This is a genomic window from Mycolicibacter sp. MU0102 (assembly GCF_963378105.1).
In the GTDB taxonomy this organism is placed as follows: Bacteria; Actinomycetota; Actinomycetes; order Mycobacteriales; family Mycobacteriaceae; genus Mycobacterium; species Mycobacterium holstebronense.
Map to the genome: position 1 here is coordinate 938,891 of NZ_OY726398.1, position 25,234 is coordinate 964,124.

General features: G+C 66.2%; 20 protein-coding genes. 8 read left to right on the forward strand and 12 right to left on the reverse strand.

Annotation, left to right across the window (positions count from 1 at the left end; all coding sequences use genetic code 11):
* Positions 1-131: 131 nt before the first annotated feature.
* The 3 genes from RCP37_RS04460 to RCP37_RS04470 all read right to left on the reverse strand — a co-directional run bounded on the left by RCP37_RS04460 (position 132) and on the right by RCP37_RS04470 (position 2,703).
* Entirely contained in the window at positions 132-1,004 is an 873-nt protein-coding gene (locus RCP37_RS04460) for a TIGR03619 family F420-dependent LLM class oxidoreductase (RefSeq protein WP_308485791.1), read from the reverse strand.
* An 83-nt stretch (positions 1,005-1,087) separates the two neighbouring features.
* Positions 1,088-1,804, reverse strand: coding sequence for a DUF4873 domain-containing protein (locus tag RCP37_RS04465; protein ID WP_308485792.1), 717 nt, complete (start codon positions 1,802-1,804; stop codon positions 1,088-1,090).
* The gene (locus RCP37_RS04470) at positions 1,801-2,703 is read right to left on the reverse strand and encodes an AurF N-oxygenase family protein (protein ID WP_308485793.1); all 903 of its coding nucleotides are present in this window, start codon (positions 2,701-2,703) and stop codon (positions 1,801-1,803) included. The genes RCP37_RS04465 and RCP37_RS04470 overlap by 4 nt, the downstream gene beginning before the upstream one ends.
* 213 nt (positions 2,704-2,916) lie before the next feature.
* On the opposite strand from RCP37_RS04470, the gene RCP37_RS04475 reads away from it, so the two are divergent.
* From RCP37_RS04475 to RCP37_RS04485, 3 genes are all read left to right on the forward strand, one after another.
* Positions 2,917-5,688 (forward strand): AAA family ATPase, encoded by a 2,772-nt coding sequence (locus RCP37_RS04475; RefSeq protein ID WP_308485794.1) that lies wholly within the window; start codon positions 2,917-2,919, stop codon positions 5,686-5,688.
* A gap of 35 nt (positions 5,689-5,723) precedes the next feature.
* A complete protein-coding gene (locus RCP37_RS04480; protein ID WP_308485795.1) occupies positions 5,724-6,014 on the forward strand; it encodes a hypothetical protein in 291 nt (96 codons plus the stop codon).
* Positions 6,015-6,100: 86 nt separating this feature from the next.
* Positions 6,101-6,493 carry a phage holin family protein gene (locus RCP37_RS04485; protein ID WP_308485796.1) on the forward strand — a complete coding sequence of 131 codons (393 nt, stop codon included), beginning with the start codon at positions 6,101-6,103 and terminating at the stop codon, positions 6,491-6,493.
* 14 nt (positions 6,494-6,507) lie between these two features.
* Here RCP37_RS04485 and RCP37_RS04490 read toward each other — a convergent pair whose 3' ends face one another.
* A complete protein-coding gene (locus RCP37_RS04490) occupies positions 6,508-9,282 on the reverse strand; it encodes a helix-turn-helix transcriptional regulator (protein ID WP_308485797.1) in 2,775 nt (924 codons plus the stop codon).
* 133 nt (positions 9,283-9,415) lie between these two features.
* On the opposite strand from RCP37_RS04490, the gene RCP37_RS04495 reads away from it, so the two are divergent.
* The 3 genes from RCP37_RS04495 (at position 9,416) to RCP37_RS04505 (ending at position 13,434) form a co-directional block, all read left to right on the forward strand.
* On the forward strand, positions 9,416-11,710 hold the full coding sequence (locus RCP37_RS04495; RefSeq protein ID WP_308485798.1) for a cellulase family glycosylhydrolase: 2,295 nt from the start codon (positions 9,416-9,418) through the stop codon (positions 11,708-11,710).
* A 62-nt stretch (positions 11,711-11,772) separates the two neighbouring features.
* Positions 11,773-12,636 (forward strand): Fpg/Nei family DNA glycosylase, encoded by an 864-nt coding sequence (locus tag RCP37_RS04500; RefSeq protein WP_308485799.1) that lies wholly within the window; start codon positions 11,773-11,775, stop codon positions 12,634-12,636.
* A gap of 48 nt (positions 12,637-12,684) precedes the next feature.
* The gene (locus RCP37_RS04505; RefSeq protein ID WP_308485800.1) at positions 12,685-13,434 is read left to right on the forward strand and encodes an SDR family oxidoreductase; all 750 of its coding nucleotides are present in this window, start codon (positions 12,685-12,687) and stop codon (positions 13,432-13,434) included.
* A 16-nt stretch (positions 13,435-13,450) separates the two neighbouring features.
* Here RCP37_RS04505 and cysW read toward each other — a convergent pair whose 3' ends face one another.
* From cysW to RCP37_RS04530, 5 genes are all read right to left on the reverse strand, one after another.
* Entirely contained in the window at positions 13,451-14,269 is an 819-nt protein-coding gene (cysW, locus tag RCP37_RS04510; protein ID WP_308486935.1) for a sulfate ABC transporter permease subunit CysW, read from the reverse strand.
* 8 nt (positions 14,270-14,277) lie between these two features.
* Positions 14,278-15,159, reverse strand: coding sequence for a sulfate ABC transporter permease subunit CysT (cysT, locus tag RCP37_RS04515; RefSeq protein ID WP_373693105.1), 882 nt, complete (start codon positions 15,157-15,159; stop codon positions 14,278-14,280).
* Positions 15,160-15,513: 354 nt separating this feature from the next.
* On the reverse strand, positions 15,514-15,960 hold the full coding sequence (locus RCP37_RS04520; RefSeq protein WP_308485801.1) for a DUF5078 domain-containing protein: 447 nt from the start codon (positions 15,958-15,960) through the stop codon (positions 15,514-15,516).
* On the reverse strand, positions 15,957-18,833 hold the full coding sequence (locus RCP37_RS04525; protein WP_308486936.1) for an MMPL/RND family transporter: 2,877 nt from the start codon (positions 18,831-18,833) through the stop codon (positions 15,957-15,959). Before RCP37_RS04525 ends, RCP37_RS04520 begins: the two co-directional genes overlap by 4 nt.
* Positions 18,830-19,276: an MmpS family transport accessory protein gene (locus tag RCP37_RS04530; protein ID WP_308485802.1), complete on the reverse strand. Its 447-nt coding sequence runs from the start codon at positions 19,274-19,276 to the stop codon at positions 18,830-18,832. Before RCP37_RS04530 ends, RCP37_RS04525 begins: the two co-directional genes overlap by 4 nt.
* Before the next feature lie 166 nt (positions 19,277-19,442).
* On the opposite strand from RCP37_RS04530, the gene RCP37_RS04535 reads away from it, so the two are divergent.
* A complete protein-coding gene (locus RCP37_RS04535) occupies positions 19,443-20,054 on the forward strand; it encodes a TetR/AcrR family transcriptional regulator (protein ID WP_308485803.1) in 612 nt (203 codons plus the stop codon).
* A gap of 20 nt (positions 20,055-20,074) precedes the next feature.
* Here the strand turns inward: RCP37_RS04535 and pgi are convergent, their stop codons facing one another.
* Both pgi and RCP37_RS04545 read right to left on the reverse strand, forming a co-directional pair.
* Positions 20,075-21,742: a glucose-6-phosphate isomerase gene (gene pgi / locus RCP37_RS04540; protein ID WP_308485804.1), complete on the reverse strand. Its 1,668-nt coding sequence runs from the start codon at positions 21,740-21,742 to the stop codon at positions 20,075-20,077.
* A gap of 65 nt (positions 21,743-21,807) precedes the next feature.
* Complete coding sequence (locus RCP37_RS04545; protein WP_024443709.1) at positions 21,808-22,071, reverse strand: chorismate mutase; 264 nt, start codon at positions 22,069-22,071, stop codon at positions 21,808-21,810.
* Positions 22,072-22,317: 246 nt separating this feature from the next.
* Here RCP37_RS04545 and pcrA point away from each other — a divergent pair, with 246 nt between their 5' ends.
* Positions 22,318-24,684 (forward strand): DNA helicase PcrA, encoded by a 2,367-nt coding sequence (gene pcrA / locus RCP37_RS04550; protein ID WP_308485805.1) that lies wholly within the window; start codon positions 22,318-22,320, stop codon positions 24,682-24,684.
* Here the strand turns inward: pcrA and RCP37_RS04555 are convergent.
* The gene (locus RCP37_RS04555; protein ID WP_308485806.1) at positions 24,681-25,232 is read right to left on the reverse strand and encodes a hypothetical protein; all 552 of its coding nucleotides are present in this window, start codon (positions 25,230-25,232) and stop codon (positions 24,681-24,683) included. The genes pcrA and RCP37_RS04555 overlap by 4 nt on opposite strands.
* Positions 25,233-25,234: the final 2 nt, after the last annotated feature.

Sequence of the window (25,234 nt, forward strand, 5' to 3'; positions counted from 1 at the left end):
TGCAGTACCCGACCGCTGTGGGTGGGCGGTCAGTGCACGTATCGGTCAACGCCGACGGCGCCGAAAAGTATCCCGATTCAGCTGACCAATACGGTGAGGGTGCACACCTGTGAGGGAAGACGTGACGGGCGTCACCCAGCCTTGGCGATGACGTGCTCGGCGAACCGCTCCAGGTTGCGGATCTTGGTGTCCAGCGGCTCGGTGTCGGGCCCGACGATGTAGGGCACCCGGAAGCCGACGATGACGTCGGTAACGCCCTTGTCCTCCAGGCGCTTGATGCCGTCGAGGGTGAATCCGTCGACCGAGATCACGTGGATCTCGAACGGGTCATCGGCGCGGCCCTCTTCCTCGCGCAGCTGCTTGAGGCGCGTGATGAGTCCGTCCAGCTCGGCCGGGTCGCCGCCGCCGTGCATCCAGCCGTCGTGGCGTGCTGCGCGGCGCAGCGCGGCTTCGGCGTGGCCACCGATCAGGATCGGGATCGGCTGCGTGGGGGCCGGCGTCATTTTGGTCTTGGGGATGTCGTAGAACTCGCCGTGGAACTCGAAGTAGTCGCCGGTGGTGAGGCCCTGGATGATCTCGATGCACTCATCCATCCGCTTGCCGCGCCGGGCGAACGGCACCCCCATCAGTTCGTAGTCCTCCGGCCAGGGGCTGGTGCCCACGCCCAGCGCCAGCCGGTTGTTGATCATCGCGGCCAGCGAGCCGGCCTGCTTGGCGACCAAGGCCGGCGGGCGGATCGGCAGCTTGACCACGAACGGGGTGAACCGCAGCGTGCTGGTCACCGCGCCCAATGCTGCGATCAAGACGAAGGTCTCGATGAACGCCTTGCCGTCGAGGAATTCCCGGTTGCCGTCGGGGGTGTAGGGGTATTTCGAGTCAGACTCGAACGGGTAGGCGACGCTGTCGGGGATCGTCATGCTGTGGTACCCGGCGGCCTCGGCGGCTTTGGCGAGCGGAATGTAATAGCTCGGGTCGGTCATCGCTTCGGCGTAGGTGAACCGCACGTCGTCTCCTCGGTCTTTGGGTGATGGGGCGCTGTTCTCTGCATAGCAGATTGGCCCGGCCCGACCTGAGCGGGGGAGTGCGATCAGATGCGCGGCGGCATCGCGATCTCGACGTTTTCCAGGGGAAACGGCGGATATCCGGCGGCGCCGATCACGGTCAACGTGCCCCACGGCGTTCGCTCGGCGACGCGCCCTTCGGCGGTGTGTTCACCAATCCGGATGCTGACCTTCGATCCGGTGACGCTTGCGCCGGGAAGGTCGTTGAAAAACATTCCTTGCCAATGGTATTGGCCATCAATCGGATCGAAGTGGCCGGTGAGCTGGACTCGCGTCGGGTAGTTCTCGCCGTTGTGGGTGAGAACCGCTGGGCCGTCGTAGGTTTCGTCGTCAACGCCTAGCGATCCGGTGAGGTAGAACCGTGAGATCCCCCGGGTCGGCAGCACCGGGTGCACCCGCAGGCGTGGTGAGCGTGACTCGATGCGGCTGGCTCCGCTGCGCCGTAGGGCATCGATGAGCCGGGCCACGTACCGGGCCTGCCGGTGGGTGTGCGGACCGGGGATGTGGAATCGGTTGGGGATGCCATGCCTGGCGACGGCGTCGTCGTTTGAGGCGGCGGTGCCGATCAAGGTGTGGGCGGTCAGCTCTTCGCCGTCGGCGCTGGTCACCGCCCAGGTGTCGGTGGCGCTGTCGAATCGTGTCGTCACGTTCGTCCCGTCGATAACGCGGACGCCGTCGATCAACCCGTGCAGGGGCGCCGGGTCGCCCAGCACCAGCACGTCGAGGACGCCGTTGCGGCTCACAGGAATCCGGCCCGCCGCCACATCCGCCGGGCCAGTCCGCCCATCAGCCCGACTTCGGTGAAGAACGCGGCCAGCGGCGCGAACGACGAGCGGGACGCCGCGTGGAAGTGCGGGTTGGCCCGCGCCACCCGGCGAGCTTCGCGACCGTCCAGCCCGACTCGGTTGTAGATGACCGGCAGAGTGAACAGGTGGCGGTAGAACGGTCCGCCGACGCCCTGCAGGTTGGCCAGCAGCATCCGGCGGTAGCGGGGCATCGCCGGCACGCTGCGCCGCAGGCCGTCGCGGGCGTACTGAATGTGGCGGGCTTCCTCGGTGACATGGATGCGCATTACGCGCCGCACGATCGGCTGCAGGTCTGGGTCGTCGAGGATCTGGCGCTGCAGCGAGTCAAAGATCTCCTCGCCGACCAGTGCCGCTCCCCACAGGATGCTGCCGCGGAACAGGAACGGAAGCGCGTTGATAACGATGCGCTGGTGCAGTCGCGGGCGCACCGGTACGCCGCCGATCCGATCGATGGTCTTGCCGAACATCAGCATGTGGCGGGTCTCGTCGCCCAGTTCGGTCAGCGAGTAGTGAGTGGTGCGCGCGGTGGGGTTCTTGTGCATCATGTCGCGCAGCAGTGCCTGGTTGAGGATGTTCTCGAACCAGATGCCCGCCGACAGGACGTTGACCAGTTCCTGGCGCGACATCTCGATCTGCTGTTCGCGGGTCATGGACTCCCACAGGCCGGTGCCGTAGAGGGTGCACATCCGCGGCGGCAGGAAGAACTTGTCCTCCTCCAGCGGGGCGTTCCAGTCGATGTCGACGACCGGTGCGTAGGACTTTTTCACCGAGCCCTTCAGCAGGCGCTCGGCAAATTCCTCCCGGGTCGGTTCGCTCGGCCGCACCGCACTGGTCATGACGGAAATCCCTTCTCGCTCGGACTTGTAAAAACTAGGAGCCACACCAAGAGATGTCAATACCGACGGTACCGGATACCGCCGGTTCTTTTTGTGACGCCCGTCACAGTAGATGGCCGGGCTGAAGCCTCCGCTGAAATATCGCCGTCTAGGTCGGAATCCGGCAGGTCGCAACCATTACCGAGCGGGGCGTCGGCTGCCACAATTGTGGCCATGCGCCCGGGTCTGGCGGACCGAAAAGCCGAGACGTCAGCGGTGTGCGCTTTCCTGGACGCGGTCCTGACCGAGCCCGCGACGCTGCTGCTCGAAGGCGAAGCGGGCATCGGTAAGTCCACGCTGCTGTGGGAGGCGGCCGCCGCCGCGGCCGACCGGGGCTACCAGGTGCTCTCGGCGGCGGGCGCTCCGACCGAGGTCCGCTACGCCTACGCCGCGGTGGCTGACCTGCTCGGCGGTGTCGACGCCGAGGTGCTGGCACAGTTGCCCGACGAACAGCGTGCGGCAGTCGATCGGATCCTGCTCGGCGGTGGTGACGGGCCGGCGAGCGATGAGCGGATGGTCGCCACCGCCTTCCTGGCGGTACTTCGCCGATTGAGTTCGGTTGCACCGGTGCTGCTGTGTATCGACGACGTTCAGTGGCTCGACATGTCGAGCCAGATGGCGATCGGGTTCGCCGAACGACGGCTCACCGGACGGATCGGTCTGTTGCTCGCCGTGCGGACCGGGGCCATGGGTGCTGCCGACATGAGTTGGCTGAATCCGGTACGGCCCGAAGCAGTGGCGCGTCTGCGGATCGCTCCGCTGACCCTCGGTGGCGTGCATGCGCTGATATCCGCCCGGCTGGGGCACACCATGCCCCGCCCGTCGATCACCCGAATTCATGAAATCTCGGGCGGTAACCCATTTTTCGCTCTCGAACTGGCGCGGTTCATCGCCGAGGATCCCACCCGTGCCGCGGTTGAACTCCCCGATGCTCTCGCCGCGCTGGTGGGTCATCACATCGGGCGTTCCGACGACAACGACGTCGCCGCTGTGCTGTTGGCCGCGGCCTGTGCCGCGTCGCCCACTGTCGAACGGGTAAGCCTGGCTACCGGAATCGGCTCCGATCGCGTCGTCGAGCTGGTCGAATCCGAGCACGCCAGCGGGGTGGTCGAGATCGACGGCAGCCGGATCCGGTTTCACCATCCGCTGTTCGCCACCGGTGTCTACAGCGCCGCCGGACCGGCGGCGCGCCGAGCAATGCACCGTCGCCTCGCCGAGACAGTCGAAGAAGCTGAGTTGACCGCGCGTCACCTGGCTTTGGCGGCCACCAGCGCCGACCCGCAGGTGTTGCAGGCGCTCGACGAGGCCGCCGCGGTCACCCGGGCCCGCGGAGCCCCCGCGGTAGCGGCGGAGTTGATCGAACTCGCGATCAATCTGGGCGGTGATACCCCGCTGCGGCGGATGGGTGCTGCTGAACAGCACTTTCGCGCCGGAGCTATCGCGCCGACGCGTGCCCACCTGCAAGCGATCTTGGACGGGTCGTCGTCGCCGCCGGAGTTGCGCTGTCTGTCGATGATCGCCCTGGCCGCAGTCACCGGCTACGACGGGAGTTTGGTGACCGCGGCCGAGCTGTTGGCGCAGGCCATCGACCAGTCCGCAGACAATCCGGTGCTACAGCTTCAGGCTCGACTGCTACTGGTGCCGCTCGCGAGGGTGATCGGGAACGGCCAGGAATCGGTCGACCTCGCTCGCGTAGCCGTGGCGCAAGCCGATCAGCTCGGTATCCCCGGATTGCGCAGCCAGGCGTTGACGATTCAGGCCCTGGTTCGCCTCTGGCACGGCCTTGGTCTCGATCCGCCCACATTGCAGCTGGCGCTGGAACTGGAGGATCCGAACGGCGGTCCGGCCGCGACTTACCGAGCCGGCACCGTTGCGCCGGTGATTCGTTCCTGGACTGGGGAACTGAATGATGCACCGAACCAGATTCGTACCATCCGGCACCGGCTTCTCGAAAGTGGGACCGAGACCGACATCCTCTGGATGGCCGACTACGCCACGATGGTCGAGCTCTGGCTGGGCCACTATGCGGTAGCGGGGGCGATAGCCGACGAGGCTGTGCAACGCGCCGAGCAGATGGGCGCCGCCATGGTGTTGGTGTGCGCGTGGGCACGCCGGGCCGCGGTGGCTTCTTACACCGGTGCCCTCGACGTGGCCCGCCGCGCCGCGGGTGCGGTCATCGACACCTGCCTCGCCAGTGGAGACCTGATGCACCGGCAATCGGCAACAGCCACCCTGGGCTTCCTCGACGTGTCATTGGGCGACCACGCCTCCGCGATCACGACGCTGGCGCCATTGGTGACTGCGTTCGATCCGGACCACGACACCGAAATGGTGGTCGGCGCCTACCTGCCCGACGCCGTAGAGGCGCTCACCGCACTGGGACGCCTCGACGAGGCCGAACCGCTGATCGTTGCGCTGGAGACCAACGGCGCGCGGCTAGATCGGCCGTGGATGCTGGCGATGGGCGCCCGCGGCCGCAGCCACTGGCTGGCGGCACGCGGTGAACTCGACGCCGCCGAGCGGACGGCCATCGAGGCGCTGCTTCACCACGGGCGGCTGCCGATGCCGTTCGAGACGGCGCGCACCCAGTTGTTGCTGGGCCAGGTTCAGCGGCGTCGCCGCCGCAAACAGGACGCTCAGGCGAGCTTGGGCACGGCGCTGGCCACCTTCGAACGGCTGGGGGCTCCGCTGTGGGCCCACCGTGCCCGCGCCGAGCTGGACCGCATGACAGCGGCGGCCTCGGGTGCCGGGCTGACCACCGCGGAGCGGCGGGTCGCCGACCGTGCGGCCGCGGGACTGTCCAACAAGCAGATCGCCGCGGAACTGTTCATCGCGGAGAAGACCGTCGAGATGACGCTGAGCACGGTGTACCGCAAGTTGGGCATCCGCTCCCGCGCCGGGTTGTTCGCCGCGCTCAATTCAGGAGATGTCCAGGGAAAACCCTGATTCCCTACGGGGTGGGGTTGGCTAGCGTCGAGCGAATGGACGACAGCGACGTGGCGCGTCAGTGTTTCTTGGTGGAGTGGTATCAACCGGACCTGGCCGAATCAACCGTCGACGCTGTTATCGACCGGCTGGCATCGGCCGCGGCTGCCGTACACGGGAGGCTGGTGGTCGCCTTGACCTCGCCCAGCGACGAGACCTTGTTCGGGGTGGTCGCCGCCGATTCCCCTGACGCGGTGGTGACGGCATGTCGTGAGGCCGGGTGGCATGTCGACCGGATCACGGCTGGGGTGCGGGCCCGCGCCGAGGCCGCCGGGAGCTGGCTTTAGTCGGATCTGGGAATGTCCCGGGCTTTCGGCCCGACGCAATTGAGAAAGTCAGGTTTTCGTCGTTTGCCCCGTGGCAAGATCTGCGCATGGGACCCTTCCTGCTCCGCGCCGCGCTGACCGGACTCGCCTTGTGGATCGTCACTCAGATCGTTCCGGGGATCGAGATCGTCGGCGGCGACACCACGCTGCAACGGGTGGGCATCATCTTCGTCATCGCCTTGATCTTCGGGCTGGTGAACGCCTTCATCAAACCGGTGGTACAGCTGCTGTCGATCCCGCTGTACATCGTCACCTTGGGGCTGTTCCACATAGTGGTCAATGCGCTGATGCTCTGGATCACCGCGTGGATCACCGACAAGACCGCCAAGCACTGGGGTCTCTACATCGCCGATTTCTGGTGGGACGCGATCTGGGCGGCGATCGTCTTGTCGTTGGTGGGCTGGGTGTTGTCGCTGGTCGCCGGACGCATCGCCAGGTAGGTCAGTCGCGGCGATCAGTCATCGTCGGCGGCTTGGGCGCCGGCCAATGCCGCGGACAATCCGGCTCGCGAGCGGATGCCCAGTTTGCGGTAGACCCGGCTCAGATTCATTTCGACGGTCTTGGCCGAGATGTAGAGCTGCGCCGCGATCTGTTTGTTGGACATGCCGCCCGCCGCCAGGACTGCCACCCGGTGCTCGGCGACGGTCAAAGTTGCGGTGGCACCGTGGGTCTGGTCGATGCGGCCCAGTTCGGCCTGTGCTCGCGCTGCCCACAGCGGCGCGCCGAGCTGTTGAAATATCTGCAGTGCGGCACGCAGGCTCGCCGTTGCACTCGACTGGCGTCGTCGGCGGCGCTGCACCGTGCCCAGCAGCAACTGGGTGCGGGCCTGCTCGAAGGGCATCGGCAGCCGCGCATGCTGTGTCATCGCCCGATCGAGGGCCGCGAGCGCGGCCGGCAACTCGCCGCGGGCAGCCAACACATGTGCTCGCCCGCGCGCCGCCACCGCGAGCGTCCACGGCCAATCATGGATGGTGCCGTGCTGCTCGAGCGTGTCGACCAGATACTGGGCGTCGTCGAGGTGACCCAGCGCGGTCAGCGTTTCGATGGCGTCGGGAAGATATCCGCCGCCCTGAACATCGCAACTGGGGGCGGTGCGGAATCCGTCGAGGAGGGGCTGTAGCACCGTCAGCGCCGCCGGATAGTTCTCCAGTGAGACCTCGAGGAACCCCAGGATCAGGCTGGGCTCTTTGGCCAACAGTGGTGCCCCGATGCGATCGGCGGTATCGATCGAGGCCGCGACCGTTTGGCGTGCCTCGGTTTCGCGGCCGGTGTATGCCGCGACCGCGGCCTGGACCGTCCAGGCAGTGACTAACGCCAGCCGGCCATCCATCTGCTCGGCGCGCTCGACCGCCTCGCGTGCCGCAGCGTCTGCCTCCTGATAGCGGCCCGCCCACAGCGTGATCATGGAAATCCGAACGGCCGCCCAGAGAATGTCCACCTCGGTGCCGCCCTCGCGCAGCTGTTGCTGGAGCGCGCGCATCCGAGTGAGCGCGCTCTCGAGGTCACCGTGGTAGGCCGGCATCATTGCCGCGGCGCCGCTGGCCCGAAACCAGGTGGTGGCGCCGCCGTGCGCATCCTCCAGCTCCAGCGCGAGCTGCAGAGCTTCGCGATCTTCGCCGAGCCCTCGTGCGAATTTAGCGAAAACCATGATCGACAACGCCTGGCTCCGCAGATTCGGTACGCCGAGCTGGTCGGCGAGGGCGACGGCCTCCTCCGCACGTGCGACAGCGTCGTCGAGACGGTCGAGCATGGCCAGCGGCAGAATCATCCGCAGCAGGCACAGCAGTCGCAGCGCGGCGTTGTCGCCGGCCGCATCGGCCGCTGCGGCCATCGCCTCCGCGGACCCCACCGTGTCGTCGTCGTATCCCAGCACCGCACCCAACCACATCAGCGCCATCGACCGCAGCACCCCCGGGGGCGCATCCTGCAAGCTCGTCTGCAGATGCCGGCGTGCGGCAGCCAGCGATCCCGCGCGGAACTGCAACTCCCCGGCGCGGACCCGGCGCTGCGGGGTGCCACCGCCCAATTTGATTGCCAGCTCGATCAATTCGGCGGCGACTGCCGGTGCGCCTCGAGCGGACGTGGATTCGGCGGCCGCGTCGAGCGTCGACAAGGTGAGCTGATCGCCGCTGGTCGCGGACAGGGCCAAGTGGCGTGCCTTGATCTCGGGCTGATCGATGACGTCGGCGAGCCGGCGATGCATGGCCCGCCGCCGTGCGGGCGTGGCACCGGTGTAGACGCCGGTGGCGAACAGCGGATGGGTGAAACGCACCCGATTCCCGTCGAGCCCGACGATGGCGCGGCTTGCCGCCGAGTCCAGCAACTCGACGACGCGGGCTGCGGTCAAGCCGGCCCCCTGGGCGACCAATTCGACGGTCGGCGCCGCGGTGGACGCCGCCGCCAGCAATACCGTGGACTCCTCGTCGTCGGCGTCGCCGATTCGGCTGCGCACCAACGCCGACAGACTGTCCGGCAGATCGACGATGTCATCGGATTCACCGGTTGCGGTCCGCGCCGCGAGTTCAAGTGCGAAGAACGGGTTACCGCCGGAGATGTCGTGGATGCGGGTGATCGCCGGGCGTGGCAGCGTATGCCCCAGCCGCGTGGCGATCAGGGCATGCAAGCCGCCCAGGGGCATCGGTCGGATGCGCAGCCGGGTGAGGGCCTCCGGCCGGCGGAACTGCAGCCGCGATTGCATCTCGAGCGAGTCCGGCTCCCCGATGCGGAGGGTGGCCAACATTCCGGCTCGTCCGCTGAGGCGGCGGGCGGCATAGCTGATCACCGCCTTGCTGGAGCGATCCAGCCATTGCGCATCGTCGATCGCCAACAACACCGGCGCCTGGGCGCTGAGGTGCTCGATCACCGACAAGAAGGCCGTCGCGACCACACGTTCGTCGGTGACCGGGCCGTCGGTGACGTCACCGAGCTGCGCGCGCCCCAGGGCCAGTCGGTGCATGTCGGGCAACTGGGCCAGCGTCGCGTCACCGACTCCGCTTAACAGGTCAGCCACCGCCGAGTAGGCGTAGCTGACCTCGGCCGGCGACCCGCGAGCCGACATCACCTGGAAGCCGCGGGTCAGAGCTTGGTCGGTGGCGTCAAGCAACAACGTGGTCTTGCCGATGCCCGGCTCGCCCTCCAGCAACAACCCCGCTGGGCCGTCCCCAATGCGCGCAAGGAAATCCGATAACGCGCGGACTTCGGATTCCCTCCCCGCCAACCCTGCCGACACGATCAATATGGTCGCAACCAACGGCGGCGCGCGGAACCGGTTGACAGGGAATGCAACCGGCGTAACGTTCCCCTTAGCTGAATCTCATACTATTTTCAGTGGGTGGGGGCCGTCCGAGATGATTCGCATTGGCGTGACAGTGGCGATCGCGACGCTGCTGGAGCTGGCCATATTGCCCCTGGCAGCGGCACCGGCGGCGCGCGCCGATGTCGTCGACGAGGTGCTCGACCAGCTGCTGGCGCCGTTCGTCGACGCGGCAACCAACGGTCTTGATGGGGCGGCGTTGACGACGCCGGCGGCCTGGGACACCTTTTTCGACTCCGCCCATTGGGAGGCGGTCTTCGCGGACCTGGGATGGCCGGGTAGCGGCGACGCATCCACATTTGATGCGACGGCGTGGTTCGACGAGAACCTCTACACCCCACTGCACGACGGCATCGAGAACTGGATTCACAGTGCGACGCCCACCCCGCTGCTTGACGGGCTGAACCAGCTCAGCGAGGCGGTCGGTCTCGGGCCCATGGTGGCCGATGGAGCCGACGGCACGGCGCAGCACGTCGACGGCTATGCGGGCGGCTGGCTGTTCGGTGACGGCGGGGCCGGCTACGACGCCACCGGCGCCCAGGTCGCCGGCGGCGCGGGAGGTACGGCGGGACTCCTCGGCAATGGAGGTGTCGGCGGTGCCGGTGGAGCGGGCGCAGCCGGAGGCGCCGGTGGCGCGGGCGGGGTGTTGCTGGGTGTCGGCGGAGCAGGCGGAGCCGGTGGTGATGCATCGGGCGCGACCGGTGGTGTCGGCGGGGTCGGCGGCCACGCGGCCGGGGTGCTGTTCGGAATCGGCGGCGCGGGCGGGCACGGTGGCAGCGGGGCTGATGGGTCCCACGGCGGTGACGGTGGCGACGGTATCGGACTGCTGGGCAGCGGCGGTCACGGCGGTGACGGCGGCGACAGCGGAGTGGGCGGCCCTGCTACGGGCTTGCCGGCGCTGGGCGGTGCGGGCGGCAACGGCAGTGCGCTGGGCACGCACGGCGCGGTCGGCCACTTCGGAGCCGATCCCACCCGCGCCCCGGTGGGTCCGGCAGCTTTGGCCAGCACAGGCGGCTGGATCACCAACGCTGACGGGCAGGTCGTCATCCTGCACGGCCTCAACGAGGTGTACAAGCTTGCGCCCTATGAACCTTCGGCGATCGGATTCAGCGACGACGACGCGGCCTTCCTCGCCGACAACGGGTTCAACGTGGTGCGGCTGGGCGTTATCTGGGCCGGCGTGGAGCCGCAACCCGGCGTCTTCGACGACGCGTACCTCGCGTCGATCGCCCAGACCGTGCAGATCCTGCACAACCACGGCATCACCGCCATCCTCGACATGCACCAGGACGACTACGCCGGCAAGTTCGCCGGCGAAGGCGCCCCCGACTGGGCGGCACAAGACGGAGGTCTGCCCAACCTCGATTTCGGGTTCCTGCTCAACGGCCTGCTCAATCCCGCGAGCAACCACGCCTGGGATGCGTTCTGGTCCAACTCGCACGCGCCCGACCAAGTCGGGCTGCAGAACCACTACGCGCTGATGTGGGAGCACGTGGCCGACTACTTCAAAGGCAACCCCGGAGTGGCCGGCTACGGGATCATGAACGAACCGGCCGCGGGCTCCCAGACCCTGTCAAGCCTGTTCAACTCCCACTTCGGCACCCAAGAGCTGACACCGTTCTACAACCAGGTGGACGCCGCGATCCGCGCTGTCGACCCGCACACCCCGGTGTACTTCGAGCCCGAGGTCATCAACGGCATCGCGTTCCCGATCAACCTGGGCACGGTCGACGACCCCAACACCGTCTTCTCGTTTCACAACTATCTGGGCTACGTCGGACCGCTGACCGACATCGCCGTGAACAACGCCATCGCCTACGCGAACGCCCACGGCATCCCGTCGTTCATGAGCGAATTCGGCTCCGGCGGCAGCTTCGACACCATCGGTGCCACCATGGGAGCCGCCGACAAGAACTTCATCGGGTGGACCGAGTGGGAGTACAGCGACCGGGGTGACATCACCACCACCGGCGGTGGCCATGGGTGGCTGGTCCACGACCCCGCGGTGGCGCCGACCGGCGACAACGTGGACGCCGCGAAGTTGGGCCTGCTGGCCGAGCCGTATCCCCAGCTGGTCTCCGGCACCCCGACCTCCTGGTCCGTCGTCGACGGCGCCCTGCATTTCAGTTTTTCCACCGTGATGGCGAACGGGTCGGGCAGCTTCGCCGCCGGTTCCATCACCACCATTTCGGTGCCCACGCTCGCCTATCCCGACGGCTATGACGTCGTCGTCAACGGCGGGCACGTCGTCTCGGCGGCCAATGCGGCCGTACTGGCCGTCGCATCCGACTCCGGTGCCACCACCGTCTCGGTCGTGGTGAGTCCCGCGGCAGCGACGGGATAACACCGCCACCGCAAGGTGAAAGAGTCGGGCGCGCCGCCAGGGAAACGGGCAGACTCGGGGGCATGCCGGAGCTGCCCGAGGTCGAAGCACTCGCCGATCATCTACGTCGGCACGCCGTCGGTTGCACCATCGGCCGGATCGACGTGGCGGCACTGTCGGTGCTCAAGACCTTCGACCCGCCGCCGACAGCGTTGCACGGTAACGAGGTGACCGGCGCGCACCGCTGGGGCAAGTATCTGGGATTGCAGGCCGGTGAGCAGTTCTTGATCGCGCACCTGTCGCGGGCGGGCTGGCTGCGCTGGTCGGATCAGCTGGCGGCTGCGCCGCTGCGACCGGGTAAGGGACCGATCGCGCTGCGGGTGCACCTGGGCGTCCCGGGGCAGGCCCCCGGCTTCGATCTGACCGAAGCCGGCACCCAGAAGCGGCTGGCGGTCTGGTTGGTCGACGACCCGGTAAAGGTGCCGGGCATCGCCACACTGGGGCCGGATGCCCTGGCGATCGATGCCGACGAGCTGGCTGGACTGCTGGCCGGCAACACCGGTCGCATCAAAACCGTCCTGACCGATCAGAAGGTGATCGCCGGAATCGGCAACGCCTACAGCGACGAGATCCTGCACACCGCCCGGCTGTCCCCGTTCGCCACCGCCGGCAAACTGTCGACAGCTCAGCTGACCGCGTTGCACGAGGCCATCCACACCGTGCTGACCGACGCCGTCACCCGCTCGGTCGGTCAACAGGCCGCCACCTTGAAGGGGGAGAAGCGCTCCGGTCTGCGGGTTCACGCCCGAACCGGGCTGCCGTGCCCGGTGTGCGCCGACACTGTTCGGGAAATATCTTTCGCCGATAAGTCATTTCAGTACTGCCCGACCTGCCAGACCGGCGGCAAGGTACTGGCCGACCGACGGATGTCGCGACTGCTCAAGTAATTCCTCGGCGCGATTTCGGCAGGCTGCGACCGCCATTAAGCTGCCCTGGTGACCCGTCAGAGAATCCTCATCACCGGTGCCAGTTCAGGGCTGGGTGCCGGCATGGCTCGTGTTTTCGCTGCGCAGGGACGTGACCTGGCCCTGTGTGCCCGCCGGGCGGACCGGCTTGATGAACTGAAAGCCGAACTGACAGAAAAGTTTCCGGGAATCAATGTCGCGGTAGCTGCGCTGGATGTCAATGACCACGACGAAATACCCAAGGTGTTCAACCACTTCGTCGCAGAGCTGGGTGGAATTGACCGGGTCATCGTCAATGCCGGCATCGGCAAGGGCGCCCCGCTCGGATCCGGCAAGCTGTGGGCCAACAAAGCCACCGTTGAAACGAACTTGGTGGCCGCGCTGGTGCAGATCGAGACCGCGCTGGAGATATTCAAATCTGCCGGCAGCGGCCACCTGGTGCTGATCTCATCGGTGTTGGGGAACAAGGGCGTTCCGGGCGTGAAGGCGGCGTACGCCGCCAGCAAGGCCGGGGTGTCGTCGCTGGGAGAGTCGCTGCGTGCGGAGTACTCGCGCGGACCGATCAAGGTGACTGTGTTGGAACCGGGCTACATCGAATCGGAGATGACCGCGAAATCGGCGTCCACCATGTTGATGGTGGACAACGAATCCGGGGTCAAGGCCATGGTGCGTGCCATCGAACGCGAAACCGGCCGCGCCGTCGTCCCGTCCTGGCCGTGGGCCCCGCTGGTATGGCTGCTGCGCCGATTGCCGCCGCAGTACACCAAACGCTTCGCGTGATCGGCTTCTGCTGGGGTCAGCGGGTCATCCACTCCAGGGCTTTGGCTCGCCGGCGGTAGATCAGCAGCACCGCCTTGGCGATCAAGAACGCCACGGCCACCCCCATCAGAAGCGTGGACACGGCGTAGGCGCCGTACTCGGCCCCGCGGTGGTAGCGGTCGTTGACCAACAAGGTCAGGGTCTGCGAGTGTCCCGGCAGGTTCGATGACACCATGATGACCGCGCCGAACTCGCCGAGTGTGCGCGCCGTGGTCAAGACCACGCCGTAGGTCAGTCCCCACCGGATCGATGGCAGCGTGGCCCGCCAAAGCGTCTGCCACGCATTGGAGCCCAGCGTTGCTGCGGCCTGCTCCTGTTCGATTCCGATCTCCACGAGCACCGGCTGGACCTCGCGCACAACGAACGGCAGCGTGACGAAGATGCTGGCCAGCACCATCCCGGGCAGCCCGAAGATGATCTTGAATCCCAGATTGTTCTCGACGAAGCCCAGCGCCCCCGAAGACCCCCACAGTGCGATCAGGGCGACCCCGACGATGATCGGCGAGACCGCAAACGGCAGATCCAGGATCGCCTGAAGGATTGATCGACCACGGAATTTGTTGCGTACCAGAAGGATCGACGTCGAAACGCCGAACAAGGCGTTCAGCGGCACTACGATGACCACCAGTAGCAGTGACAGTTTCAGCGCCGACACGGCCGCAGGGGTGCTGATCCAGGCCCAAAAGTGGGCCAACCCGTGCTCAAACGTTCGGTACAGAATCACCGACACCGGGGCGATCAGCATGACACCGATATAGGTCAACACGGTGAAGCGCAGAAGGTGACGCTTCTCCATCCGCGCCGTCACTCGGCCTCCTCCTCGCGCTTGGCCGCACGCCCACCCACGGTCCGCAGCAGCACCAGTACCGCGAATGAGATCGCCAACAACACGATCGAAATTGCTGCCGCGCTCGTGTGGTCGTCGTTCTCGACCAGCGAGCGAATCCACTGCGACGACACCTCGGTCTTGCCCGGCACGGCACCGCCAATCGTCACGACCGAGCCGAATTCGGCTACGCACCGCGAAAACGCAAGTCCGGCACCGGTCAACAACGCCGGCTGCAGCGACGGCAACACCACCGTCTTGAAGGTGACCAGGCGCGTCGCGCCGAGGGCCGCAGCCGCTTCCTCGACGTCGCGGTCGATCTCCATCAACACCGGCTGGACGGCACGGACCACCAATGGCAACGTGACGAAGGCCAGTGCCATCGCGACCCCGGGCGGGGTGTGCTGCAGGTGAATGCCGATCGGACTGGAGTTGCCGTAGAGGGCGAGCATCACCAAGCTGGTGACGATTGTCGGCAGCGCGAACGGCAGATCGATCAGCGCATCGATCACGCCCTTTCCGATGAAATCGTCGCGCACCAATACCCAGGCGGTCGCCAAGCCGAACACCACGTCGAGCACGGTGACCAGGACCGAGATCGTCAATGTCACGCGGAACGATTCGACTGCCGCGTGCGAGGTGACGGCCAGCCGGAAGCCGTTCCAGCCCCTCCCGCCGGCCTGCCACGCGATGGCGACCAACGGCAGCAGCACGATCACCGACAGCCACAGCGTGGTCACGCCGATGCGCAGCGGCGTGATGACGGACCGGCTCGGGGCGGCGGGCGCAGCGGCGGCGTCCACCACCTCCGTGCCGGGGTCGACACGCTGCGCCGGGTCGAGGGGAGTCGCGACTGTCATCGGCCGGATCCGAAAGAAGAATGCATGCTGGCCTTCCAATGCCCGAGATGTTCGGCACCGGTCACCGAAAGTGACTACCGAGAATTAGCAAGTGGCGGGGGAGTCAGCGACAACAGTGCACAAAGCCCGCGAAGCCGCTCCCGAGGGCGCCTCGGCGGCCGAACGCCCCAGCGGCGCTCTGCCCAACACGGGATGGCATCTGCATGGCGCGTAGCTTAAAGAAACCTGGACGCCGAAATCTTTGTCGTGCCGCGATAAGTTTTCCGGCCGGAATGCAACCTGTCGCACTTCAGCAGGGCCGACATCGACGCGCGCGGCAAAAAGTCAGCGTGAGGGAAATGCCGAAGGCTGTGGCTACTTCCAGTCCCAGACCGACATGTCGCCCGCCGGGTAGTTCATGCAGATGTCGGTGGTGCGGGCGGTCACGCCTTTGTTGTTGAAGAACAGCTTGGCCCAGTTGGGCCAGCGCCACGACATGGTTTCGAAAAAGGCGTTGGTGGCGGTGTCCTCGGAATATTGGCGGCGGCCGGCGTAGTCCATGGCGAAGAACCAGTGGATGCGGTCTTGGGCGCCTTGCCGGTCGGCGGCGGGTTTGTTGTTGTAGTCGATCATGTAGCGCTCGTAGTAGACCGGCGCGACGTCGCGGGCTGCGGCCATGATCTGTTCGGCCGAACAGGGGGTGCGGAGGATCCGACTGGGGATCGGGTAGTCGTCGGTAGCGTCGGCGGCAACGACACCGGCGGTGGTCACGGCGCCGAGCAGGGCTGCGGCGGCGATGCCGAGGTGGACTGCATACTTCACGCCTGGACCTCCTCGGGCTGCCGCTGGATGGGATCGGGCCACTTCGCGGGAACCGGACGCTGGCGCACCAGCTGCGGCCACCAGAACCACTTGCCCAGCAACGCCGCGATCGACGGCGTCATGAACGACCGCACGATCAAGGTGTCGAACAACAGGCCCAGGCCGATGGTCGTACCGATCTGCCCGAGGATCACCAGGGGGCTGAAGATGAAGGCTGCCATGGTCGCCGAGAACACCAGGCCGGCGGCGGTGACCACGGAACCGGTGCCACCCATCGACCGGATGATGGCGGTGTTGAGGCCCGCGTGCATCTCCTCCTTGAATCGGGATACCAACAGCAGGTTGTAGTCCGCTCCCACCGCCAGCAGCAAAATGATGGCCAGCGGCACCACGACCCAGAACAGATGAATCCCGAAGATGTACTGCCACACCAGGACTGACAGACCCACCGATGCCCCCAAGGAGAGGACGACGGTGCCGACGATCACGAAGGCGGCGACGAGGCTGCGCGTCACAATCACCATGATCAGCAGAATGAGAGCGACTGCGGCCAACGCCGAGATCAGCAGGTCGTACTTCATCCCCTCCTGGATGTCCTTGTTGGTGGAGCCGATACCCGCGACGTAGATCTTGGCGTCCGACATCGGTGTTGCCTTGAGGGCATCGAACACCGACTCCTTGATCGCGTTGATGTGCGGAATCGCCTCGGGATTGGCGGGGTTGCCCTGATGGGTCACGATCATCCGGGCCGCCTTGCCGTCGGGCGACAAGAACAGCTTGAGGCCGCGCTTGAAGTCAGGGTTGTCGAAGGCCTCCGGCGGCAAGTAGAACGTGTCATCGTTCTTGGCGTCGTCGAACGCCTTGCCCATCGCAGTGGCATTGTTCAAAGCCTCTTCGCTCTGGCTGTTGATGCCGCCGGTGGTCGCAAAATTCGACAGGGTCAGGTCGCGGTTGCGCTCCTGAATCGCGATCTGCGGTGGCAACAGGGCCACCAGCTGCGGTTGCAGGGCATCGAGGTTGTCGAGGCTGGCGGTAATGTTGCCGAACTTCTCGGACAGCTCCGAGATCCCGTCCAGCGAGTCGAACACCGACCGCAGCGCCCAACACATCGGAATGTCGAAGCAGTGCGGCTCCCAGTAGAAGTAGTTGCGCAGCGGGCGGAACTGGTCATCGAAATCGGCGAGTTTGTCGCGCAGCGCGTTCATCGTCGTGACGGTGTCGTGGAACGCCTGCGTTTGTTCGTGGGTGACTGCAGCGCTCTGCTGCTGCAGGGCGAGCTGTTGGCGGAGCACCTCGATCGTGTTGTCGATCTCGCCGGCCTGCTTCAGCAGATCGTTGGCTCGGTCTTTCTGGTAGTCGAGATTCATGATCTGGCTTGCGCTCGACGCACTGATCTGGAACGGAATGGAGCTGTGCGTGATCGGCGTTCCGAGCGGTCGCGTGATGGACTGCACCAGGGCGATTCCCGGTGTGTGGAGCACTGCCTTGGCCGCACGTTCGAGTATCAGCATGTCTGCCGGGTTGCGCATGTCGTGATCGGTCTCGATCATCACCAACTCGGGATTGATCCGCGCTTCGGTGAAGTGGCGTTCGGCGGCTTCCATTCCGACGACACCGGGTGCGCTGTCGGGGATGTAGGGCCGGTTGTCGTAGCTGGTCCGGTAACCGGGCAACGCGAACACACCGATGAGCGCAATCATGCCGGTGACCACCAGGATCGGACCGGGCCAGCGCACGATGGCGGTGCCGATCTTCCGCCAGCCCCGGGTCCGTTGAGCGACCTTGGGTTCCATCAGTCCGAACCTGGTGGCGATCAACAACACGGCGGGGCCCAGCGTCAGGGCGGCCGCCAACGTCACGAGAACACCGATGGCAGCCGGTATCCCGAGTGTCTGGAAGTAGGGGAGTCTGGTGAAGCCCATGCACGCGACGGCGCCGGCGATCGTCAGCCCGGATCCGACCATGACGTGGACGGTGCCGTGCCACATGTCGTGGTAGGCCGCGACCCGGTCCATTCCCTTGCCGCGTGCCTCTTGGTAGCGGCCTACGACGAAGATCACGTAGTCGGTGCCGGCGGCAATAGCCAACAGTGTCAACAGATTCGTCGCGTAGGTGGACAGCCCGATGACCCCGGCGTGGGCGAGCGTCGCCACGACGCCGCGGGCCGCCGCCAGTTCGATGGCCACCGTCAGCAAGACGATCGCCATGGTGACCGGTGAGCGGTAGACGAACAGCAGCATTATGCCGATGACCAGGAAGGTGATGGCCGTGACTTCGTTGGTGCCGTCGCTGCCGACCTCGAAGTTGTCGGTCACCAGTGGTGAGGCGCCGGTGACGTAGGCCTTGATGCCGGCCGGCGGTGGCGTGGCGTCGACGATCTTGCGGACGGCGTCGACGGATTCGTTCGACATCGCCTCGCCCTGGTTGCCGCGGAGGTAGATCTGGGTGAGGGCTGCTTTGCCGTCTTTGCTCTGTGAGCCGCCGGCGGTCAGCGGGTCGCCCCAGAAGTCCTGGACGTGCTCGACGTGCTCGGTGTCGGCCTGCAGCTTCTTCACCAGGCCGTCGTAGTAGGTGTGTGCCTCGGGGCCCAGCGGCTGATCGCCCTCGAGCACGATCATGGCCGCACTGTCGGAATCGAATTCTTCGAAGACCTGCCCGATGTGCCGCATCGCGAGAATGCCCGGCGCATCCGGCGCGTTCATTCCGACCGAGCGTTCCCACCCGACAACTTCCAGCTGGGGTGTCATGGCGTTCGTGACGGCAGCGATGGCGACCCAGATCAACAGGATCGGGAGGGACAGTCTCCGGATGAGCCGGGCCGGCAGGGACCCTTGGTGGGTTTCGGCAGCAGTGTCGGTGTGCTGGCCGCTCATGCGGTCTTGTCCAGGCACGCGATGTATCCGTTCACGTGGTTCGTAGACCTTTCGTCCGTGACGACGCCGTTGACGGTGATGCGGCAGCCGATGGTGTCGCCGTCACCCTGTGCGCGAAGGTCGGCGTACATCGTCGGGTCGTCGGTGGTCAGCGTCTGCGACCACGGCAGCGGGACGTTTTCGGCGCGCTGCGGCTGGGCGTTGATGTCCAGAAAGTTGATGGTGGCCACCGATCCGGGCGAACCGAACACCTCGAACAGCACCTGTTTGGGGTTGTAGCCGGTGTTCTCCAAAGCCTCTGAGCCGGGCCTCGACACCTCGTTGTTCGAGCCGAAGATGCCGCGCAGTCGGTCGACACTGAACCCGACCAGAGCGACCACCACGATCACCACGATCGCCACCCACTGGCGGCGAACCAGTTTGGTTACCGAAAACTTGTTCAAAACAAAGCCTTTCGACGCCGCGCTGACGATCTCACCGAATGTGATGCGGTGAAATTGTCACGTAGGATGAAACGGTACGGTACCGTGCTGTTAGATCGCAACTAGCTTGACATCTGGGCACATGGCTGCTCTCGCGGAACAACCGTAGTGAGCTGGTAAGGGGACGATGATTTCCGAAGACGGTGGCGACGACTCGGTGTGCCCGTGGAGCGAGCGGGAGGCCGAGCTGTTGGCGATCACGCTGGAGCTGCTGCAGGAGCATGGCTACGACCGACTCACCGTCGAAGCCGTGGCCATTAGGGCCAAGGCCAGTAAGGCCACGATGTACCGGCGTTGGTCGACGAAGGCGGACCTGGTGCTCGCAGCGTTCATCGAAGGCACTCGGGCATCGGCCAGCCCGCCGAATACCGGCTCGCTGCGTGGCGACCTGTTGGAGATCGGCCGTTGGACCTGTGGCCAAGCGCTGGAACACATGCGCACCATGCGCGCAGTGCTGAACGAGATGTCACACAGTCCGGCGTTGCAGGAGGCGATGCAGCAAAAATTCGTCCACCATCGCAACTTGGTGATGGACACCGTACTGGCCGATGCGGTCGCGCGCGGCGAGATCGAGGCCTCGGTGATCAACCAGGAGATCTACGATCTACTGCCGGGCTACCTGGTGTTCCGGGCATTGGTTTCCGATCGGCCGCCGACCGAGGAAACCGTCCGTGTCGTGGTCGATGAGGTGCTGCTGCCCAGCCTGCGGGCCAAGACCGGCGGGCAACGGCCGACCTAGTCACCGTCGGGCAGTCGGAGTTACGACGAAGCCCTGCCGCGCTCCGCCCGGTAGCGGCGCACCAGCGCGTCGGTGGAACTGTCGGTCTGGGGCGGTGGGGATGCGTCATCGGTGAGCACCGGCAGCAGTGCCTTGGCCTGCGTCTTGCCCAGCTCCACGCCCCACTGGTCGAAGGAGTCGATGCCCCACACCACACCCTCGGTGAACACCTGGTGTTCGTAGAGCGCGATCAGCTGGCCCAGCACCGACGGTGTCAGTTGGGTAGCCAGAATCGAAGTTGTCGGGCGATTGCCGGGCATGACCTTGTGCGGCACGACATCGGCGGGGGTGCCTTCGGCGGCGATCTCCTCGGCGCTCTTGCCGAACGCCAGCACCTGGGTCTGGGCGAAGAAGTTGCTCATCAGCAGGTCGTGCATGCTGCCGGTACCGTCCGCGGTGGCCAGGTCGTCGACGGGTTGGGAGAAGCCGATGAAGTCGGCCGGTATCAGCCGGGTGCCCTGGTGCAGCAGTTGGTAGAACGCGTGCTGGCCATTGGTTCCCGGCTCGCCCCAATAGATTTCACCGGTATCGGTGCTGACGGGTGTGCCGTCGGCGCGGGTCGACTTGCCGTTGGATTCCATGGTGAGCTGCTGCAGGTAAGCCGCGAAGCGGTCCAGGTCGTTGGAGTAAGGAAGCACCGCGCGGGACTGGGCGCCGAAGAAGTCGGAGTACCACAACCCGATCAGGCCCAGCAGTGCTGGCGCATTGGATTCCAAAGGCGCGGTACGGAAGTGCTCGTCGACGATATGGAAACCGGACAAGAACTCCGCGAAACGCTCCCGGCCGATGACGGCCATCACCGCTAGTCCGATCGCCGAATCCACCGAGTATCGGCCGCCGACCCAGTCCCAGAACCCGAACATGTTCGCGGTGTCGATGCCGAACTCCTCGACCAGTGCAGCGTTGGTGGAGACCGCCACGAAATGCTGGGACACCGCGGCGTCGCCCAACGCGGCGGTAAGCCAGCGTCGGGCCGCGGTGGCGTTGGTCAGCGTCTCCAGGGTCGAGAACGTCTTGGAGGCCACGATGAACAGCGTGGTGGCGGGATCCAGACCGGCGAGCTTCGCGATCAGGTCGGCCGGGTCGACATTGGAGACGAACCGTGCCGCGATGCCGGCGTCGGCGTAGTGGCGCAATGCCCGGTCCACCATCACCGGGCCCAGATCCGAGCCGCCGATACCGATATTGACCACGGTCTCGATACGTTTGCCGGTGGCACCGGTCCATTCGCCGCTGCGCAACCGGTCGGTGAAGTCACCCATCGCGTCGAGCACCGTGTGGACGTCGGCCACGACATCCTGGCCGTCGACGTGTAGATCGGCGTTGCGCGGCAGCCGCAACGCGGTGTGCAACACGGCCCGATCCTCGGAGGTGTTGATGTGCACCCCGGCGAACATCGCGTCGCGCCGATCCTCCAGGCCGGCGGCGCGGGCCAGATCGACCAGCAGGCCGACGGTCTCAGCGGTGATGCGGTGCTTGCTGTAGTCGATGTAGAGATCACCGACGGTGACGGTGAACCGTGCGCCGCGGTCGGGATCGTCGGCGAAGAACTCACGCAGGTGGGTGTCGCCGATCTGCTGGTGATGCTTGCGCAACGCGTTCCAGGCCGGGGTGGTGGAGATGTCCGGGATCTGGGAAACGGGGCTCATACCCCGACATTAGCGGCGGGTCCCCGGCGCCGGTGCGGCGCCGGACGTACAGCGGGCGCGGCGGGCTAGTGGCCGAGCCGGCCGCGGCCGAGCCGCAGCAACAACATCGCCAGGTCCTTGCCGTCCTGGCCGAGCTCGCTGTAGCGCTCGAGCACCTTCATCTCGCGGCTGTGCACCAGGCGGGTGCCGCCGGACGCCATCCGGGCCTTACCGATCTCCTGCGAGATCTCGGTGCGGCGCTTCACCGCGGCCAGAATCTCGGCGTCGAGCCGGTCGATCTCGTGGCGCAGCTCGTCAATGTCGGGCAGCTGTTGGGGTTGGGCAGACATGATCAAAACTCCAGGTTCTCGCTGTTGGTGGTTTCTGGTCCCATCGGCGATCCGGCCTCACACAACAGACGAGCCCCGGGTCGGCGAAGCGGACCGCGGGGCTTGGCGTTGCAGCTAAACCACGGGCACCGCTGACCGGTACCCGTAAAAAAATCGACGCTGCATGTCGAGCACGAACCGAGTCTGCCACTAAGGGTCGTGCCAGCGCAAAGAGTGTCGCCGGGCGGCGGTACGTTGGGTTGCGATATGACAGTGCACGCGACTCCGCAGACCGATCACCTCCTCGATGGGCTCAATCCGCAGCAGCGGCGGGCCGTGCTACACGAGGGCTCCCCGCTATTGATCGTGGCTGGAGCCGGCTCGGGCAAGACCGCGGTGCTCACCCGACGCATCGCCTATCTGCTGGCCGCCCGCGACGTCTCGGTCGGCCAGATCCTGGCGATCACCTTCACGAACAAAGCCGCCGCCGAGATGCGTGAGCGGGTGTCGAGTCTCGTCGGTCCCCGGGCCCGGGTGATGTGGGTGTCGACGTTTCACTCCACCTGCGTGCGGATCCTGCGTAATCAGGCCTCGGTAGTCCCCGGCCTGAACTCGAATTTCTCGATCTATGACGCCGACGATTCGCGCCGCCTGCTGCTGATGATCGGCCGAGACATGGGCCTGGACGTAAAGCGGCACTCGCCGCGACTGCTTGCCAATTCGATCTCCAACCTGAAGAACGAACTGATCGACCCGGACCGGGCGCTGGCCGACCTCACCGAGAGCTCCGATGACCTGAGCCGGGTGGTGGCCGCGGTCTACACCGAGTATCAGCGCCGGCTGCGGTCGGCCAACGCGCTGGACTTCGACGACCTGATCGGTGAGACGGTCGCGATTCTGCAGGCGTTCCCCGAGATCGCGCAGCACTACCGGCGCCGATTCCGGCACATCCTGGTCGACGAGTATCAGGACACCAACCATGCCCAGTACATGCTGGTGCGCGAGCTCGCCGGGCACGGCGGTTCAGCGAGGCTCGACGGGGGAGAGGCGAAGCTGGGACCGCCGAATGAACACGGCGGGCAGCCCGACGACATCCCCCCGGCGGAACTGTGCGTGGTCGGTGACGCCGATCAATCGATCTATGCCTTCCGCGGCGCCACCATCCGCAACATCGAGGATTTCGAGCGCGACTACCCCGACGCGACGACCATCCTGCTGGAACAGAACTACCGCTCCACGCAGAACATCCTCTCGGCGGCCAATGCGGTGATCGCCTACAACTCCGGGCGCCGGGAGAAGCGGCTGTGGACCGACGCCGGTGACGGCGAGCTGATCGTCGGTTACGTCGCCGACAACGAACACGACGAGGCGCGGTTCGTCGCGCAGGAGATCGATGAGCTGACCGATGCGGGCGCGGTCAACTACAGCGACATCGCAGTTTTCTACCGCACTAATAATGCGTCGCGGTCGCTGGAAGAGATCTTCATCCGCAGCGGCATCCCGTACAAAGTCGTTGGCGGCGTGCGCTTCTACGAGCGCAAAGAGATCCGCGACATCATCGCCTACCTGCGAGTGCTGGACAATCCCGGCGACGCGGTGAGTCTGCGGCGCATCCTCAACACCCCACGCCGCGGTATCGGCGACCGTGCCGAGGCGTGCGTCTCGGTGCACGCGGAGAACACCGGTACCGGATTCGCCGCCGCGCTGGCTGCAGCCGCCGAGGGTGGCGTACCGATGCTCAACAGCCGTTCGCAGAACGCGATCGCGGCTTTCGTGGCGATGCTCGAGGAGCTGCGGGCGCACCTGAACACCTGCGACGACGACCTCGGCTCTCTGGTGGAGCTGGTGCTGGACCGCACCGGCTACCGCACCGAGCTGGAGGCTTCGACCGACCCGCAGGATCTGGCCCGCCTGGATAACATCAACGAACTCGTCAGCGTCGCACACGAATTCAGCATCGATCGGGCCAACGCGCTCGCCGACCAGGACGGCACCCTCGAGGAGGAGGACGTGCCTGATGTCGGAGTGCTGGCGGCGTTTTTGGAGCGGGTGTCGCTGATCGCCGACACTGACGAGATCCCCGAGCACGGGTCCGGCATGGTCACCCTGATGACGTTGCACACCGCCAAAGGGCTGGAGTTCCCGGTGGTGTTCGTCGTCGGCTGGGAAGACGGCATGTTCCCGCACATGCGCTCGCTGGGCGATGCCCGCGAGCTGTCCGAGGAACGCCGGCTGGCCTACGTCGGCCTGACCAGGGCGCGCCAGCGGCTGTATCTGAGCCGGGCCAAGGTGCGTTCGTCGTGGGGGCAGCCCATGTTGAACCCGGAATCGCGATTCCTGCGCGAGATCCCGCAGGAGCTCATCGACTGGCGCCGTACCGACGTCACCGCCTCACCGAGCGCACCGGTCAGCGGTGCCGGCCGGTTCGGGACCCCGCGCCCGGCACCGAGCCGATCGGGCAACCGCCCGCTGCTGGTGTTGGCGGCCGGGGATCGCGTGACGCATGACAAGTACGGCTTGGGCCGGGTGGAGGAAGTCTCCGGGGTGGGGGAGTCGGCGATGTCGTTGATCGACTTCGGCAGCTCCGGGCGGGTCAAGCTGATGCACAACCATGCGCCGGTGACCAAGCTTTAGGAACCGAAGAGCCAGCGCCTGGTGGCCGGGTGCAGTGCTGCCGCGACGGTGGCGATCTCGATGAACGGGATGACGTGCACGATCCCCGGCACCCGGGCTCCTGCCAGGAACAGACTGCCGTAAGTCAGCAGGGCGATCACCGCTCCCACCGCGATCAGGTAGCGGCCGACCGGGCGCCGCAGCAGCAGCATGATCACCCCGGACACCGTCGTCCCGGCGAACACCAGGCTCAAGAACGCGACCGCGACGCAGAACAGCCGGTCGGTGTGCCACCAGCTGGCGATCAGATCGGTGGAGACCACCGAGGTGGCCCAGCAACCCACCAGGGCGAGCACACAGGCGGCGATCGCGACACCGGATGACGGGAATCGCGCCGGCAGCGACGCCGGACTGGGTTGGAAGGGGGGAGGTATCCGCGACGAGTTGGTGACGATCGGGATGGCGCCGGTGGGCGCCCGGCGGATGATGCGGCTGGGAGAACTCGCCGGATCGGTCCCGGAGGGTCTGGAAGAACTGGCGCCGGTCGGTGGCTGGTGGCGGTCGCTCACCA

Excerpts from the sequence above, each read along its gene's own strand:
- RCP37_RS04470 (WP_308485793.1), bottom strand. The coding sequence starts at position 2,703 with ATGACCAGTGCGGTGCGGCCGAGCGAACCGACCCGGGAGGAATTTGCC.
- RCP37_RS04475 (WP_308485794.1), top strand. The coding sequence starts at position 2,917 with ATGCGCCCGGGTCTGGCGGACCGAAAAGCCGAGACGTCAGCGGTGTGC.
- RCP37_RS04480 (WP_308485795.1), top strand. The coding sequence starts at position 5,724 with ATGGACGACAGCGACGTGGCGCGTCAGTGTTTCTTGGTGGAGTGGTAT.
- RCP37_RS04485 (WP_308485796.1), top strand. The coding sequence starts at position 6,101 with ATGGGACCCTTCCTGCTCCGCGCCGCGCTGACCGGACTCGCCTTGTGG.
- RCP37_RS04500 (WP_308485799.1), top strand. The coding sequence starts at position 11,773 with ATGCCGGAGCTGCCCGAGGTCGAAGCACTCGCCGATCATCTACGTCGG.
- cysW (WP_308486935.1), bottom strand. The coding sequence starts at position 14,269 with ATGGAGAAGCGTCACCTTCTGCGCTTCACCGTGTTGACCTATATCGGT.
- cysT (WP_373693105.1), bottom strand. The coding sequence starts at position 15,159 with ATGACAGTCGCGACTCCCCTCGACCCGGCGCAGCGTGTCGACCCCGGC.
- RCP37_RS04525 (WP_308486936.1), bottom strand. The coding sequence starts at position 18,833 with ATGAGCGGCCAGCACACCGACACTGCTGCCGAAACCCACCAAGGGTCC.
- RCP37_RS04535 (WP_308485803.1), top strand. The coding sequence starts at position 19,443 with ATGATTTCCGAAGACGGTGGCGACGACTCGGTGTGCCCGTGGAGCGAG.
- pgi (WP_308485804.1), bottom strand. The coding sequence starts at position 21,742 with ATGAGCCCCGTTTCCCAGATCCCGGACATCTCCACCACCCCGGCCTGG.
- RCP37_RS04545 (WP_024443709.1), bottom strand. The coding sequence starts at position 22,071 with ATGTCTGCCCAACCCCAACAGCTGCCCGACATTGACGAGCTGCGCCAC.
- pcrA (WP_308485805.1), top strand. The coding sequence starts at position 22,318 with ATGACAGTGCACGCGACTCCGCAGACCGATCACCTCCTCGATGGGCTC.